Source organism: Winogradskyella eckloniae (assembly GCF_013249045.1).
GTDB lineage: Bacteria > Bacteroidota > Bacteroidia > Flavobacteriales > Flavobacteriaceae > Winogradskyella > Winogradskyella eckloniae.
Map to the genome: position 1 here is coordinate 1 of NZ_JABRWP010000010.1, position 14,697 is coordinate 14,697.

General features: G+C 32.0%; 13 protein-coding genes. 6 read left to right on the forward strand and 7 right to left on the reverse strand.

The annotated features are described in order from the left end of the window. The coding region (locus HNV08_RS14365) for a T9SS type B sorting domain-containing protein (protein WP_173282054.1) at positions 1-260 on the forward strand (260 nt) is incomplete at its 5' end. 7 nt (positions 261-267) lie between these two features. Next, positions 268-1,281, forward strand: coding sequence for a PorP/SprF family type IX secretion system membrane protein (locus tag HNV08_RS14370; RefSeq protein ID WP_173282055.1), 1,014 nt, complete (start codon positions 268-270; stop codon positions 1,279-1,281). 55 nt (positions 1,282-1,336) lie between these two features. Here HNV08_RS14370 and HNV08_RS14375 read toward each other — a convergent pair whose 3' ends face one another. Then, positions 1,337-2,506 (reverse strand): vWA domain-containing protein, encoded by a 1,170-nt coding sequence (locus HNV08_RS14375; RefSeq protein WP_173282056.1) that lies wholly within the window; start codon positions 2,504-2,506, stop codon positions 1,337-1,339. 11 nt (positions 2,507-2,517) lie between these two features. After that, entirely contained in the window at positions 2,518-3,546 is a 1,029-nt protein-coding gene (locus HNV08_RS14380) for an SIMPL domain-containing protein (RefSeq protein ID WP_173282057.1), read from the reverse strand. A gap of 235 nt (positions 3,547-3,781) precedes the next feature. On the opposite strand from HNV08_RS14380, the gene HNV08_RS14385 reads away from it, so the two are divergent. Further along, entirely contained in the window at positions 3,782-5,932 is a 2,151-nt protein-coding gene (locus HNV08_RS14385; RefSeq protein WP_173282058.1) for a histidine kinase, read from the forward strand. Between the two features lies 1 nt (position 5,933). After that, positions 5,934-6,668 (forward strand): LytR/AlgR family response regulator transcription factor, encoded by a 735-nt coding sequence (locus HNV08_RS14390; RefSeq protein ID WP_173282059.1) that lies wholly within the window; start codon positions 5,934-5,936, stop codon positions 6,666-6,668. Between the two features lie 26 nt (positions 6,669-6,694). Here HNV08_RS14390 and HNV08_RS14395 read toward each other — a convergent pair whose 3' ends face one another. Further along, on the reverse strand, positions 6,695-7,486 hold the full coding sequence (locus tag HNV08_RS14395; RefSeq protein WP_173282060.1) for a DUF2797 domain-containing protein: 792 nt from the start codon (positions 7,484-7,486) through the stop codon (positions 6,695-6,697). Positions 7,487-7,619: 133 nt separating this feature from the next. Here HNV08_RS14395 and HNV08_RS14400 point away from each other — a divergent pair, with 133 nt between their 5' ends. After that, a complete protein-coding gene (locus tag HNV08_RS14400; RefSeq protein WP_173282163.1) occupies positions 7,620-9,137 on the forward strand; it encodes a GH3 auxin-responsive promoter family protein in 1,518 nt (505 codons plus the stop codon). A gap of 146 nt (positions 9,138-9,283) precedes the next feature. Continuing rightward, on the forward strand, positions 9,284-10,504 hold the full coding sequence (locus HNV08_RS14405) for a carboxypeptidase-like regulatory domain-containing protein (RefSeq protein WP_173282061.1): 1,221 nt from the start codon (positions 9,284-9,286) through the stop codon (positions 10,502-10,504). 243 nt (positions 10,505-10,747) lie between these two features. On the opposite strand, the gene clpX is transcribed toward HNV08_RS14405, so the two are convergent. From clpX to HNV08_RS14425, 4 genes are all read right to left on the reverse strand, one after another. Next, on the reverse strand, positions 10,748-11,977 hold the full coding sequence (gene clpX / locus HNV08_RS14410) for an ATP-dependent Clp protease ATP-binding subunit ClpX (RefSeq protein ID WP_173282062.1): 1,230 nt from the start codon (positions 11,975-11,977) through the stop codon (positions 10,748-10,750). A 111-nt stretch (positions 11,978-12,088) separates the two neighbouring features. Continuing rightward, complete coding sequence (locus tag HNV08_RS14415; RefSeq protein ID WP_173282063.1) at positions 12,089-12,763, reverse strand: ClpP family protease; 675 nt, start codon at positions 12,761-12,763, stop codon at positions 12,089-12,091. Positions 12,764-12,920: 157 nt separating this feature from the next. Then, positions 12,921-14,243 carry a trigger factor gene (gene tig, locus HNV08_RS14420; RefSeq protein WP_173282064.1) on the reverse strand — a complete coding sequence of 441 codons (1,323 nt, stop codon included), beginning with the start codon at positions 14,241-14,243 and terminating at the stop codon, positions 12,921-12,923. Positions 14,244-14,323: 80 nt separating this feature from the next. Next, positions 14,324-14,671 carry a phage holin family protein gene (locus HNV08_RS14425; protein WP_173282065.1) on the reverse strand — a complete coding sequence of 116 codons (348 nt, stop codon included), beginning with the start codon at positions 14,669-14,671 and terminating at the stop codon, positions 14,324-14,326. Between the last annotated feature and the right edge of the window lie 26 nt (positions 14,672-14,697).

A 14,697-nucleotide genomic window follows, 5' to 3' on the forward strand; every position in this document is an offset into this window, starting at 1 on the left:
ACCCATTGTATTTTACACCCAATGGAGATGGATTTAATGAAACTTGGAACATCGCAGGTATTGGAAGTAATGCAAAAATTTATATATTTGACAGATACGGAAAGTTGTTAAAACAATTAAGTCCAGACGGAAGTGGTTGGGATGGCACGTTTAATGGTAATAAAATGCCAACAAGCGACTACTGGTTTACAGTAGAGTATGACGAGCCAGGCACTGATATCCGTAAAGAATTTAAAGCCCATTTTACCTTGAAACGATAAAAAAAATATGAAATTAAAAAAGTATTGTTTAGTAGCCTTAATATCCTTAGTAGCAAATTTTGGATTTGCTCAAGAAGGAATCCCTATCTATTCGGATTATTTAACAGATAATTATTATTTAATTCACCCATCTATGGCTGGTGTGGCGAACTGTGCCAAAATAAGGTTAACAGCAAGACAGCAATGGTTTGGTGTAGATGATGCGCCTAGTCTTCAAACTTTAAGTATGAATGGCAGATTGGGAGATTCTCCTGTAGCCTTGGGAGGTGTTCTTTTTAATGATGAAAATGGATATCATTCTACAGTTGGTGGCTATGCAACTTTTGCCTACCACTTAATGTTTTCTAGAAATGAGATCGATTTAAATATGTTATCATTTGGTCTTAGTGCTGGGTTTTTACAATATAATTTAGATCAATCTAGTTGGTTAGCACCAGGTGAATTTGATCCTATTGTAGATCCATCGCAACAGAGTGCTACTAATTTTAATATAGATTTTGGATTCTCTTATCATTTTGTAGATTTTTATGCTCATTTTACGGCAAAAAATATTTTGGAAAACGAAGGTGTTAATGTGAATGAAAATGGACAATTTGAATTCAAAAATCTAAGAACATATTTATTATCTTCTGGATATACATTTAGTAAATTTGGAAGCGAATGGAGTTACGAGCCTTCAATAATGTATATGTATAGAGATGCCACTGAAGAATCTTCTATAGATATTAATGCTAAAGTTTATAGAGAAATGGATTTTGGTAAAGTTTGGGGTGGTTTATCATATAGACGTAGTTTAGATGGTGCAGAATTCTTTGATGGTACTGGAGTGAGTAGTCAAAAATTACAATATATTACGCCATTTTTAGGTGTGGATTATAATAATTTTGTGTTTGCGTATACCTATTCTTATCAGGCGAATACAGTGAATTTTAATACAGGTGGTTTTCATCAGTTTACTTTAGGTTTCAACTTTAATTGTAGAAGAGAGAAGTACGAATGTAATTGTCCTGCGATTAACTAATTATATTAAAAAAGGCTCAATAAAAATTGAGCCTTTTTCTTTTTCAAGATTTAGATTATTCCCATTTATAGTTTTTCTTTTCTGCTTGTGTTTTTAATGCTTCAAGCATAGCATTTTCTAAGTTGTTGGTTGAATTTGTTTTTTGTTTAGCAATGTAGTTTCTTCGTTTAATGTTAAGGGCTTCAATTTCATCTTGTAATTTTTCACGAGCTTTAGCTTTTTTTTCAACATAAGATTTAATTTCAGCTTTAGATTTACCTTTTAGTGCTTCTGGTAATTGTTTATCATCCAAATCATCATAAGAGAAGCCTTTTTCTTTTTCAGCATCTACTAAATCCCACGAACTATTTTTATATAAGCGTGAGCTTTTACTTACCGTTCTGCTTACAGCATTTGCTTTATTATAGCTCATAGCATTTGAATCTTGTTCTGCTTGCATTTCCATTTTTTTGCGACCATTTCTGCCATACGCCACATAAGTGTTATTTAGTTTGTTGTTTAACTCTAAAATTTTATCATCGTATGGAGACGCGACGTGTACTGTTGCTTCGTTGTGATTAATTGCCATATAATCTCCGTGCGTTAAGTCTGCACCATCTTTCCACAAGGCCGTGATCCCTTGATTATAATTTCCACAAAAAATTGTGTTCACAGTAACATCGTTGTTGTGCGCTAGTTTTGATGCTTCTTTATAGCTTACATTGCCTTGTGAATAGGGTTCATTTCCAGCTATAAAAATGAGTTTTAAATCCTCTTTACTGTTTCCCCATTCTAGTTGATTTAAGGCGGTTTTAATGACTTTTCCACAGTATTCGTTACCACCATTTGTTGTTAATGAAAATAAGGATTTTGAAATCTCATCTAAGTCATCACTAAAGGCAATAACTTGTCTTAAATAACCTTCATCGGCATTTAAATTATCGTTTCCATACTCATAGAGTGCAATTTTTAGGTTCGGACTTTCATCTTCACATTTTGCATAAGATAATTCGTTAACAATTTTCCATAATTGGGCTTTAGCCTGGTCAATTAAACCATCCATACTATTACTTGTGTCTAATAGCAAAGCAACTTTAATTTCTGGAGTTTCTTTTTTTGTATACGTTTCAATTACAGTTTCTGCGATAAGTTCATCAGAGGTTTCAGTGTTTTTGGTGTTGGCATTACAAGACATCAACGTAAACAAACTTACTGTAATGACAAAAGGTTTAAAATATGTTTTCATAATGTTTAATTTTAATTAGTTTTTAATTCTTTAACATCAATAGTACCGTTTGGTGAGATTACATAGTACTTATGATCTATTTTTGTTTGTACGCTAGGCGTAGGTTTTTGTTCAATGGGTTTTGGAGTAAATACCAGTTTAATATTCATGCCAATTTGTACTACGGGCTCTAAAATTGAAGGATTGACCACAACATCATAATTTTCGTAAGTCAAGGGTTGATAATAATAAGATGTTTGTTTTTTGACGGTTGTGACCCCTTTGTTTTTTTGTAAAGCTTCTACAGAAGTACTATTGTAAGCTTGGTAACTTTGGTAAAAATCTTTTGGAAAGTAACAGTATTTATCATCTGCTATAGCCACGTTATATGTAGACATGTCAAAGCCTAATGCTTTATAGTATGCTTTTTTCTCATCAACAAGTTGTAAAAGTTCTTCTTGAAGGTTTTTGTATACTTCTCTAATGTTTTCGATATAGTAATCTACTTTTACCAAGTTATAGACTTCACTTTGTGCGCAGGCTTCTAATATGGATTCAAAATGATTGGTATTAGTAAATTGAATATGAATGTTTTGTTGTAACTCAAATCCTTTAGGTACCTCAGTATAGGTTTTACTAAACAGTTTTTTTGTAACTTCAACTTCATAGATAGGGATAAAAGAGATGACATCTATAGCTATGTTTTTTTGCGGTATGCCTTTTTTATTCAATCGGTATTTTATACTGTCAATTCGTGCCTTCATTAATTTATTGGTAGTTTCTGCGGAAGGGCCCATTTGAGACAAATTGAATATGGCGGTGTACGTTGTGGCGTTTACATTTTGTAACGCTTTAACATCTATGGTTAACACGTTACTTGGATATAAGACTTTGTTGATTTGCTGCTGAACGGTTGGATTATAGATTTGTGCATTTCCAGAGGTTAAGATATTTTGTCTAGAAATATCATTAGTAATTTCATTGTAGTTGCCTCTATGTTGTGCATGTAGTTTAAGGCTAAAGACTAATAACAGAATTAGTGATAAATTGATGATTTTCATGTTTGTATCGTTTTTTGATTTATGATGTAAAACTCTGTCTAAAAAACAACGATAAAAACCACCAATGAGTAAAGCGGTCTTTTACATGAGTGAATAGGTCTATTGTTTTAGTATATCCTGCTTTTTTAGGGTTGAAATATGCGCAATAATAAAATTGACATTTTTTGAAACCAAATAAAGTATGTAAGTTTAGTCCAAGAAATAAAATAATACTGTGAATTTTTCTAAACCAAATATGCTGTTTCTAATATTTTGCTTCGTTGGGATTTTGTCCTATGCGCAACAAAATGAATTAGTAAGAGATAACAAGTCTGATGTAGTCTTTACAATAAAAGGTTCTGTGTATGAAAAGAGCACAAATACACCATATAAAGATGTTGAAATATTAATTAATGGAAGAGAATTTACAAGAACTCAAAGTGACGGTACATTTAGAATTAAAGCTAAGATTGGAGATGAGTTAATAGTTAGTCATAAAGATTTTGAAACCAAATATTATACAATAACCTCTAATGAGCGTATATCTATTGAGGTCATTGATGCCCAACGTACAGGTAGGAGAGAAAAACAATCGAGTGATCTGAAGCGATTTAATGCAATGATAGATTCTGCAGATGCTTATTTAAAGCAAGATGCGGAGAAAAGCATTAAGTTTATTGGTAATGCGCTAAATGTTAATATTAACATGTCTCAGAGTGCACAGGCACATGAATTATTAGGTGATGTTTACATGTACTGGAAGCATTATGATTTAGCCATTTCTGCATTTAAAATTAGTATTCAAAATACCGTAACGCGATCTGTACAACTAAAACTTGCTAAGGCATATAGAAACAATGGAGATTTTGAAAAAAGTCTTGAAATGTACCAGAAAATACCTAAGACTAATTTATCTAATTATCAAAAAGCGGTTTGGTATGAAGGCTATGGAGATACCTATACAAAGCTTAAAAACTATGAAGAGGCAATTGCCTCCTATGAAGCTGGTTTAGAAATAGCAAACACACATTTAATAGCACCAAAAATAACTGACTTAAATTCTAAAATAGCACAAGTTTACAGTGAGCAAGGACAAACCAGTAAAGCTAAAATGTATTTTAATAATTCCTTGAATTTAGCGAAGAATGAAAACAAAAAACGTGCGGTAGAAGAACAGGTAAAAGTAGCAGAGTTTAATAGTAATAATGCAGATTATGATGATGAAATACTACTGAGAAAACAAGCTATTGAAGGCATTAAAGATATAGAACGCGACTCTGTTATTACTAATGAAAGTCCTATTACCACGCAAAAGCAGAACTATAAAATAGGGAATGCATATTATTTGCAGAATGATATGGAAAATGCCATTCCGTATTACGAAAAAAGTAGAGAAGAAGCCGATAAGCGCGAAGATTTAGATGTAAAAATGGATGCGACCAGAAAACTATCTGAAGCGCATTTGAGATCTGGAAACACAAAAGAAGCTATAGCTTATAGTGAAGAATATAATAATGTTATTGATGCCCAATATGCTAAGAAAATACAAGAAATTTCTCAAGTTGCTCGCTATAGTAGAAACATCGCAGAACAACAGAGCAGAATAACATCTTTAGAGAGTGATAGGGCATTATCGCGAAGTAAATATGAGTTAACTCAAGAGAAAAACAAAAGACAAGAACTTATAATTTATAGTTTAATAGGTGGTTTAGTTTTACTGCTAATAACTGGGTATTTAATGTTTAAATACATAAAGCAGCAACGTTTAGCAAACAATTTATTGGCCTTAAAATCATTACGTAGCCAAATGAATCCTCATTTTATATTTAATGCTTTAAATTCGGTGAACACATTTATTGCAACCAACGATGAACGAACAGCTAATAAATATTTATCTGATTTTTCACTTTTAATGCGAGCTGTTTTAGAAAACAGTGAAGAGGATTTTATTCCGTTGAAAAAAGAAATAGAGTTACTAAATTTATATACCAAACTAGAGCATTTTAGGTTTCAAGATAAGTTTGATTATACCATAGATGTAGACGAAGCAATTGATGTAGAAGAATTTAAGATACCACCAATGCTGCTGCAGCCTTATATAGAAAATGCAGTTTGGCATGGCTTGCGTTATAAAACAGAAAAAGGCCATCTAAATATTAATATAGAGCCAAAATCTAAAGATGAAATTACAATTACAATTGCAGATGATGGTATCGGACGCCAACGCTCAAAAGCTTTAAAAACCGATCATCAAAAAAAGCAAAACTCTAAAGGAATGAACAACATTAAAAAACGTGTTGCCATTTTAAATGAAATGTATAAAGATAAAGTAGACGTAACCATTAGCGATTTTCAAGAATTGGAAGATGCAGGTACAGAGGTTGTTGTAACCTTAAAAAAGGATTAACATGAAATTAAACGCCATAATAGTAGAAGACGAAGAAAACAGTAGACTAATTCTTAGGAATTACCTTACTAAATACTGCCCAAATATTTCAATTCAAGGTGAGGCTTCAAATATTGAAGAAGCACTTATTCTAATTAGAAATAACGATTTAGATGTTGTGTTTTTAGATGTAGAAATGCCATATGGTAATGCCTTTGATTTGCTTGATAAAGTTGGTGATATAGATTTTGAAACCATATTTGTAACAGCCTACAATCATTATGCAATTGATGCATTAAATGCGCATGCCTCTTATTACTTAATGAAACCAATTTCTATAGATGAGTTAATAAAAGCTGTAGACTATGTTACCGAAATAAAAACCAAAGAAGACGCTTTACAAGATCAAGTACTTGTGCCAAAAACCAATGCAGTAATCGGTAAAATTACACTGCCTCAGCAAGATGGTTTTGAGGTCATAGAAACTTCAGATATTATGTATTGTAAAGCTGATGATAATTACACAGAATTATATTTAAGCAACAACAAAAAGAAACTCGTAAGCAAAACTTTAAAATATATAGAAGAAAGTTTGTCCGAAGGAAATTTTGCCAGAGTCCATAAGAGCTATTTGGTTAATGTCAATGAAATTGTAAAATACGTCAAAGGAAAAGGAGGTAGCGTGATTTTAAGCAATGGAAAAGAAATTATGGTATCTGCTTCTAAAAAATCTGATTTGCTGTCTTACTTCAAATAGTAACTTTTTGCTATTTACCTTAAAATTTAAATACCTAACTCTACTACTAAGCCTTCATTTGCTCTCACATTAAAAACTGTATTATCTTCAAAAATTAAATATTGACCTTTAATGCCTACTAGTTTTCCTGAGTAATTGGGCGTTTTGCTAAGATTAAGGCTTTTAGGTTTTACTGGATACTGGTCTACTGGGAAAAGGATATGGGTTTCAGAATTATTTTCAATCACATATTCTTGTGCCTCTTCTGGTATATATTCTTTTAATTTATGAGACCAATCTATTAAATTTTCATCTTCAATATCATTTTTTAGCATTTTTCGCCAGTTGGTTTTATCCGCGACATGTGCTTTGAGTGCAACTTCAGTAATACCTGCTAAATATCGGTTGGGCACTTCTACAATTTCCACAGCTTCGTGTGCACCTTGATCTATCCATCGGGTTGGGACTTGGCTTTTTCTTGTAACACCCACTTTTACGTTGCTAGAATTTGCTAAATACACTATATGTGGTTGCAGTTGTACTTTCTTTTCGTACTCTAAATCTCTATCTTCTTTTCCCAAATGGGCTGTACTTAATTCTGGTCGCATAATCCAATCACCTGCCAACGGTTTATCAAAAAAACAGGTTCTACAAAAACCTTGTCTATAAATAGGCCTATCTAATCCACAGCTTAAACATTGGTGGCCAACAAGTTTCATGCTAATAGATTTATTTAGCAATTGATTCATGTGTATAAAATCATTTTCAAAGACCAAATAGTATTGAATAGGCTCTAAAAATTCTGTTTGCATTTTTGTGAGGACTCCTGTGTAAACCATAAAAGAAATTTAGTATTTTTATCAAATTGCATCTTTATTCTTTTTTATAAAGTATGCTTTTAAACAACAAGATTTAAAATTACCATAACTAATAATAAACGCATCTCGCTTGGCGAGTAAAGATAGCTATTCTATGCCAATTCCAATTGTAAACTCTATAGCTTCATGGTTTTTAAAAAAGCGATTTCATCAAATAGAATTGTTTATTAAATATCCCAATGAAGTGCAGAATGAATTGCTTTTCAGCTTGTTAAAAGTTGCAAAGGATACAGAAATAGGTAGAAAATATAATTTTGAATCTATAAAGTCATACCGAGAATTTAACCAAAGAATTCCTATTGTTAATTACGAAGAATTTCAACCTTTAATAGAACGCTCTAGAAATGGTGAACAAAATATTTTTTGGCCAAGTGCTATAAAATGGTTTGCTAAATCTAGTGGAACGACTAATGCCAAGAGTAAGTTTATTCCGGTAAGTGCAGAGTCTTTAGAAGATTGTCATTATGCAGCGAGTAAAGATTTGCTATGCATGTACTTAAATAACAACGAAGATGCTCAATTATTTACAGGTAAGAGTTTGCGTTTGGGTGGAAGTAAAGAATTGTATAAAGAAAATGGGACTGTCTTTGGAGATCTGAGCGCTATTTTAATTGATAATATGCCGTTTTGGGCCGAATTTAGTAGTACACCAAGCAATAAGGTGTCACTAATGAGTGATTGGGATGCTAAGTTACAAGCGGTCGTTGAAGAAACAATAGAAGAGAACGTTACAAGTTTAGCTGGCGTGCCATCTTGGATGCTGGTATTACTGAACAATGTATTAGAAAAAACAAATAAGGATAGTCTTTTTGATATATGGCCCAATCTCGAAGTTTACTTTCATGGAGGTGTAAGTTTTAATCCTTATGTTGAGCAATACAAAGCCATACTGCCATCTCATAAGTTTAGATATTACGAAATTTATAACGCATCAGAAGGCTTTTTTGCTATTCAAGATCAAAACAATTCTAGTGATTTATTGTTAATGTTAGATTATGGAATTTTCTATGAGTTTATTCCAATGGGTACTTACGGAACACCACACCAAACGGTAATTCCTTTAAGTGACGTGCAACTAAACGTTAATTATGCTGTATTAATTACCACAAATGCAGGTTTGTGGCGCTACAAAATAGGCGATACTATACGATTTGTAAGTCTTAGTCCTCATCGTATAAAAGTAACAGGCAGAACTAAACATCATATTAATGCTTTTGGTGAAGAATTAATTATTGAAAACGCAGAAAGTGCTTTTAAAAATGTGTGCCAACAAACATCAGCAGAAATTGTGGATTATACAGCAGCTCCAATTTTTATGGAAGGCAAAGAAAAAGGATCACATGAATGGATTATAGAATTTAAAACACCACCAAAAGATATGTCTAATTTTGAGCTGTTGTTTGATTTAGAGTTGCAGGCCTTAAACTCTGATTATGAAGCCAAACGTTTAAATAATATGACATTAAATAAGCCAAAAATTCATAGCGCTAGACCTAATTTGTTTTACGATTGGTTACGAGAAAATGATAAACTTGGCGGCCAACATAAAGTACCACGTTTGTCTAATTCTAGAGCGTATTTAGAAGAATTATTACAACTCAATAGTCAATAATGTAAGGTTTTTTTGACCGAAAAATTAACAATCTGTACTATTTTATCGTTAAAAGTAGGGGATTTACCCAAAAAAATGTGAAATAATGATAGATTTTGTATGTATCAACGTATATTGAATTTGAATTAATCCATTATCCCTACATTATGAAATTTACAATTCACGTGCTCTGCGCACTACTGTTTTGTACATACACCTCGTATGACATTACGGACCCAGTAAAACCTAAAAAGGTTGATGCTCTTAACAAAAGTGGTTATGCTTTTGATGTCAAAGTTTCTCAAATAAATTCTAATTACTCCGAAATAGCAAGCACTATGTTTAGAAATAAACTAGTCATTGTGTCTTCTAAGAAAATTGGTGGCTTAGGGTCTGGTGTAGATCCTAAAACTAAGGAGCCGTACACGGATTTATTTTGTTTAGATGTAAAAGAGAACGGTAGCTTTTCTCAGCCTTTTTTATTTAGTAGAATTTTAAATACTAAAGGAAATGAGGGGAAAGTGGCGTTTTCGCCAGATGAACACACTATTTATTATACGCGTAGTGAGCGCGATAATGTGTTAAATTATAAACTGTATAAAGCAGAATTGAAGAAAAACTCTCAAGGAAAGTGGATAAACGAAACAGAACTTGCTATCAGTAGTGATGATTATTCTGTGGAAAACCCACATGTTTCTGCAGATGGGAAGTTTTTATTTTTCTCCTCTAATATGAAAGGTGGTTTTGGTGGTTTTGATATCTATATGGCCAGAATTAACAAAGATGGTAGTATAGGTAGTCATGTAAATTTAGGAGATAAAGTTAACTCAGATAAGAACGAAAAATATCCTTATACCACAGATGATAATAAGGAGCTATATTTTTCTTCCGAAGGTCACAATAGTATTGGTGGTTACGATATTTTTATTTCTAATCGTAAGCAAATTGCATACAGCAAACCTAGAAATTTAGGAAGAGCCATTAATTCTAACAAAGATGATATTGCGTTTATGATTATAAATGGAGATACAGGTGTGTTTTCTTCTAACAAAGGGAAGTCAACGAATGCATATAATATGTATCATTTTAAAGCAGAAATGATGTATAAAGATTTGCGAGGTGTTGTTACAACTAAAGATAATAAGATATTACCAAATGCAACCATTGTTTTGTTAAATGACGAAGGTGAAGAGGTAGAAAGACAAACAACGAGTGTAGATGCGTCCTATAGTTTTAAGTTAAAGCCTTATGATGATTATGAAATTATAATTAAAAAAGAAGGTTTTGAAGCTTACACCAAAAAACTAGCACCTAATACATTTCCGGAGAAGTCTGTTGTAAAAATGGAACCAAAAGTGGAGATCAGTTATAATACCGTAAAACATTAACGGTTTGTCTGAAAAATATACAGTTAAAAACCATAGAGCATGAATATTTAAGAGTTCAACCATTAATTGGCAACATTTGGTCAAACTTGTAATGAAGGTTCATATATTTGATGAAAATTAATGTGCTATTAACTTTTCAACAAATATTGCTAGCAATATTATTAATTAATTCCTTAACATAAAAAACCACAATTTCTAAATTGAAATTGTGGTTTTTTGATTTATTAAAGATTTTTAAGCAAGTTAAGACACGGCCTTAAGCTTTTTTAAAGTCGATTTATTTAATCGGTCTTCTGCGTAGGCTTTTGTAATGCTTAATTTAGTTTCTCCAGATCCTGGTAACTCAAACATAGCTTCAGTAAGGATTTCTTCACAAAGTGATCTTAATCCTCTGGCACCTAACTTATATTCTATGGCTTTTTCAACTATAAATTCTAAAGCGCCATTTGTAATTGAAAGCGCAACATCATCCATAGCAAACAATTTTTTGTATTGTTTAATTATAGCATTTTTAGGCTCGGTTAAAATAGCTCTTAACGTTTTAGCATCTAAAGGATCCATGTGAGTTAACACAGGTAAACGACCAATAATTTCAGGGATTAAGCCAAAATCTTTTAAATCCTTAGGAATTATATATTGTAAAATATTGTCCTTGTCTACACTTTCTTTATTAATAGAACTATAACCAATGGCTTGCATGTTTAAACGTTTAGTAATAACACGTTCTATACCATCAAATGCGCCACCAGCAATGAATAAGATGTTTTCAGTATCTACTTCTATAAATTTTTGATCAGGATGCTTACGTCCACCTTTTGGCGGAACATTAACAACTGTACCTTCTAAAAGTTTTAATAAAGCTTGTTGCACACCTTCACCAGATACATCTCTAGTAATAGAAGGATTATCACTTTTACGAGCAATCTTATCTATTTCATCAATAAAAACAATACCACGTTGTGCTTTTTCTAGATTGTAATCTGCAGCTTGTAATAAGCGCGTTAAAATACTTTCTACATCTTCACCAACATAACCAGCTTCTGTTAATACAGTAGCATCTACAATGGCTAAAGGTACGTTTAGCATTTTTGCAATGGTTTTGGCCATTAAGGTTTTTCCTGTACCTGTTTGCCCAACCATAATGATATTACTTTTTTGTATTTCAATATCATCTTCTGTTGGTGCTTGCAATAAACGCTTATAGTGATTATAAACCGCTACAGACATGACACGTTTTGTAAACTCTTGTCCTATAATGTATTCGTCTAAAAAGGCTTTAATTTCTTTAGGCTTTCTTAGCATTAATTCAGCACTTAATTCTGAATTTCCAGATTGTTTAGACTCTTCAACAACAATACCATGTGCTTGCTCAATACAACGGTCACAAATATGCGCATCTAAACCTGCTATTAATAAGCTAGTTTCTGGCTTTTTCCTTCCACAAAATGAACATTCTAATTCTTCTTTTGCCATAATTTTAAATTGGTGTCATTCTCATTAATGTGTCGCTTCTTATTAAGCGTTGCATCAATATGACTGTAAATAGTTTTGTAACTAGACATATTTAGTCGAAAGTAAATGGAATTACTTTCTTGTTAATACTTCATCAATCATTCCGTATTCTAAAGCTTCTTGAGAACGCATCCAGTAATCTCTGTCAGAATCTTTTTCTACTTGCTCAATAGATTTGCCAGAATGTTTTGCAATCACTGCATATAATTCTTCTTTAACTCTTATTGTTTCTTTTAAGGCAATTTGCATATCGCTTAATTGACCTTGCGTTCCGCTACTTACTTGGTGAATCATTACACGAGAGTGCGTTAATGCAGAACGTTTACCTTCTGCACCAGCACATAATAAAACGGCTGCCATTGAAGCTGCAATACCTGTACAAATTGTAGCAACATCTGGTTTTACAAACTGCATAGTGTCATAAATACCTAAACCAGCATATACTGATCCTCCTGGAGAGTTAATGTAAATTTGAATATCTTTTGTAGCATCTGTACTTTGTAAGAATAATAATTGTGCTTGTATAATATTAGCCACTTGGTCATTAACACCAGTGCCTAAAAATATAATACGATCCATCATTAAACGAGAAAACACATCAAAAACGGCAATATTCATTTGTCGTTCTTCAATAATATTTGGCGTCATGTTAGAAGGATACATGCTTTCTATTATTTTACTATAATAGTTGCTATTAATTCCTTGATCCTTTATTGCAAATTTTTCAAATTCTTTTCCGAAATCCATATAAATTTTAATTCTTTTTAATTAGTTGTGTGATATTTATAAAACAGAGAATTATGCCAAATATTATTTAAGCTTTTGATTAAAAAGCGAATTCATAAAAAAAGCGCAAAACTCATACGTTTTACGCTTTAAAGATACTAATTATTTTAAAGACTGCTTAACTATAAAATTCTTTTACAAAATCATCGTAAGTGATGTCTTTAGTCTTAATGTTTCCTTCAGTTTTATATAAGTTTAATAATTTTTGACTTACTAACTGTTCTGACATACGTTTTACTTCATCTTGGTTACCTAAGATACGTGCAGCGATGTCTTCTAATTCTTTATCTGATGGGTTCATTTGACCAAACTGAGCCATTTGACCTTTAATCATATCCATAGAATAGGATTTTAATTCTTCAAACTGAACTTGAAGATTATGTTCTGTGATTAATTTACCCTCTATTAACTGGTAGCGCATGCTTTTTTCAGATTTTTCGTATTCTTCTTTAGCTTGCTCTTCTGTCATTTCTTCTTCACCAGCGGTCTGCATCCATTTTTGTAAGAAGCTAGCAGGTAAATCAAACTTGGTGTTTTCAATTAAACTTTCGGTAACGTCGTTTAATAATTTTTGATCTCCTTGTTGTGCAAATTGCTTTTCAGAATCTTCTTTTATTTTTGCCTTTAATTCTGTTACTGAGGTTACTTTACCTTTTCCAAATAACTTATCAAATAACTCTTGATCTAAATCTGCTAATTCACGCTCGTTAATTTCAGTAACAGTAAAGTTAACTTCTATGTCTAATCCATGTGCATCATCATGAGGTACTTTTAAAGCATTCATTAAATCGTGATCGTCATTGAATAAACCTTTAGTTTTTAAAGAAATTACATCACCAACTTTTGCTCCAATAAATTTCTTAGGATTTGTTTTTCCTTTTAATTTATCTAAAGTAATCATTGTAGAATTCTCGATGTCTTTCTCTTCGTTAGTAAACGTACCTGAAATTTCAGAATCTTTTGTGATTTCAGTTTGAGAAACGATTTTTCCGTATTGTTTGCGGATGTGTTCTACTTGATCATCGATCATTTTGTCATCTGCAACAATATTATAATGCGTTATTGCTTTTTTGCTTTTTAGATTTACATCAAATTCTGGAGCTAAACCTAATTCAAATTCAAATGAAAATGCTTCAGCATCCCAATCTAAATCGTCTTGTGCTTTTGGTAATGGATTACCTAAAACGTCTAGTTTTTCTTCAACTAAATACTTACCAAGTGCATCTTGTAGTAATTTGTTTACTTCATCTACTAATACAGCTTTACCATATTGCTTTTTTACCATTCCCATTGGTACGTGACCTTTTCTAAAACCTGGGATGTTTGCAGACTTACGGTAATCTACTAATATTTTTTCTACTTTATCGCTATAATCTTCCTTTGCGATATCAACTTTTACAACTGCATTTAATGCATCGATGTTTTCTCTTGTAATGTTCATTTTTATTGAAACTAAAATTGGGCTGCAAAAGTACAATATTTTTTGCAACCCAACAACAGTTTTAAGCGTTTGTATATCAGCTACTTTTTGTCGTCTTTTAAAAACGATTGCAGCAACCATTGTAAGATAGAGAGTAGGATGCTAAATAAAATTGCGGTTCCGAAATTGGCAACGCTAAATCCGTCTATTAATTTATCTGCTACTAATATAATTATGGCGTTTATAACGAGTAGAAAAAGTCCTAATGTAATTATAGTAATGGGTAAGGTTAAAATGACTAATATAGGCTTTACCAATAAATTTAAAATAGATAAGACTACAGCGACAATAAGCGCGCCTATATAACCATCTACAGCTACACCAGTTAAAATATGTGCTAATACAAACACAGCTAAGGCGTTTAATAAGAGTCTTAAAATGAGATTCATGAGTAATGCTTTTTTGGTGACATGTA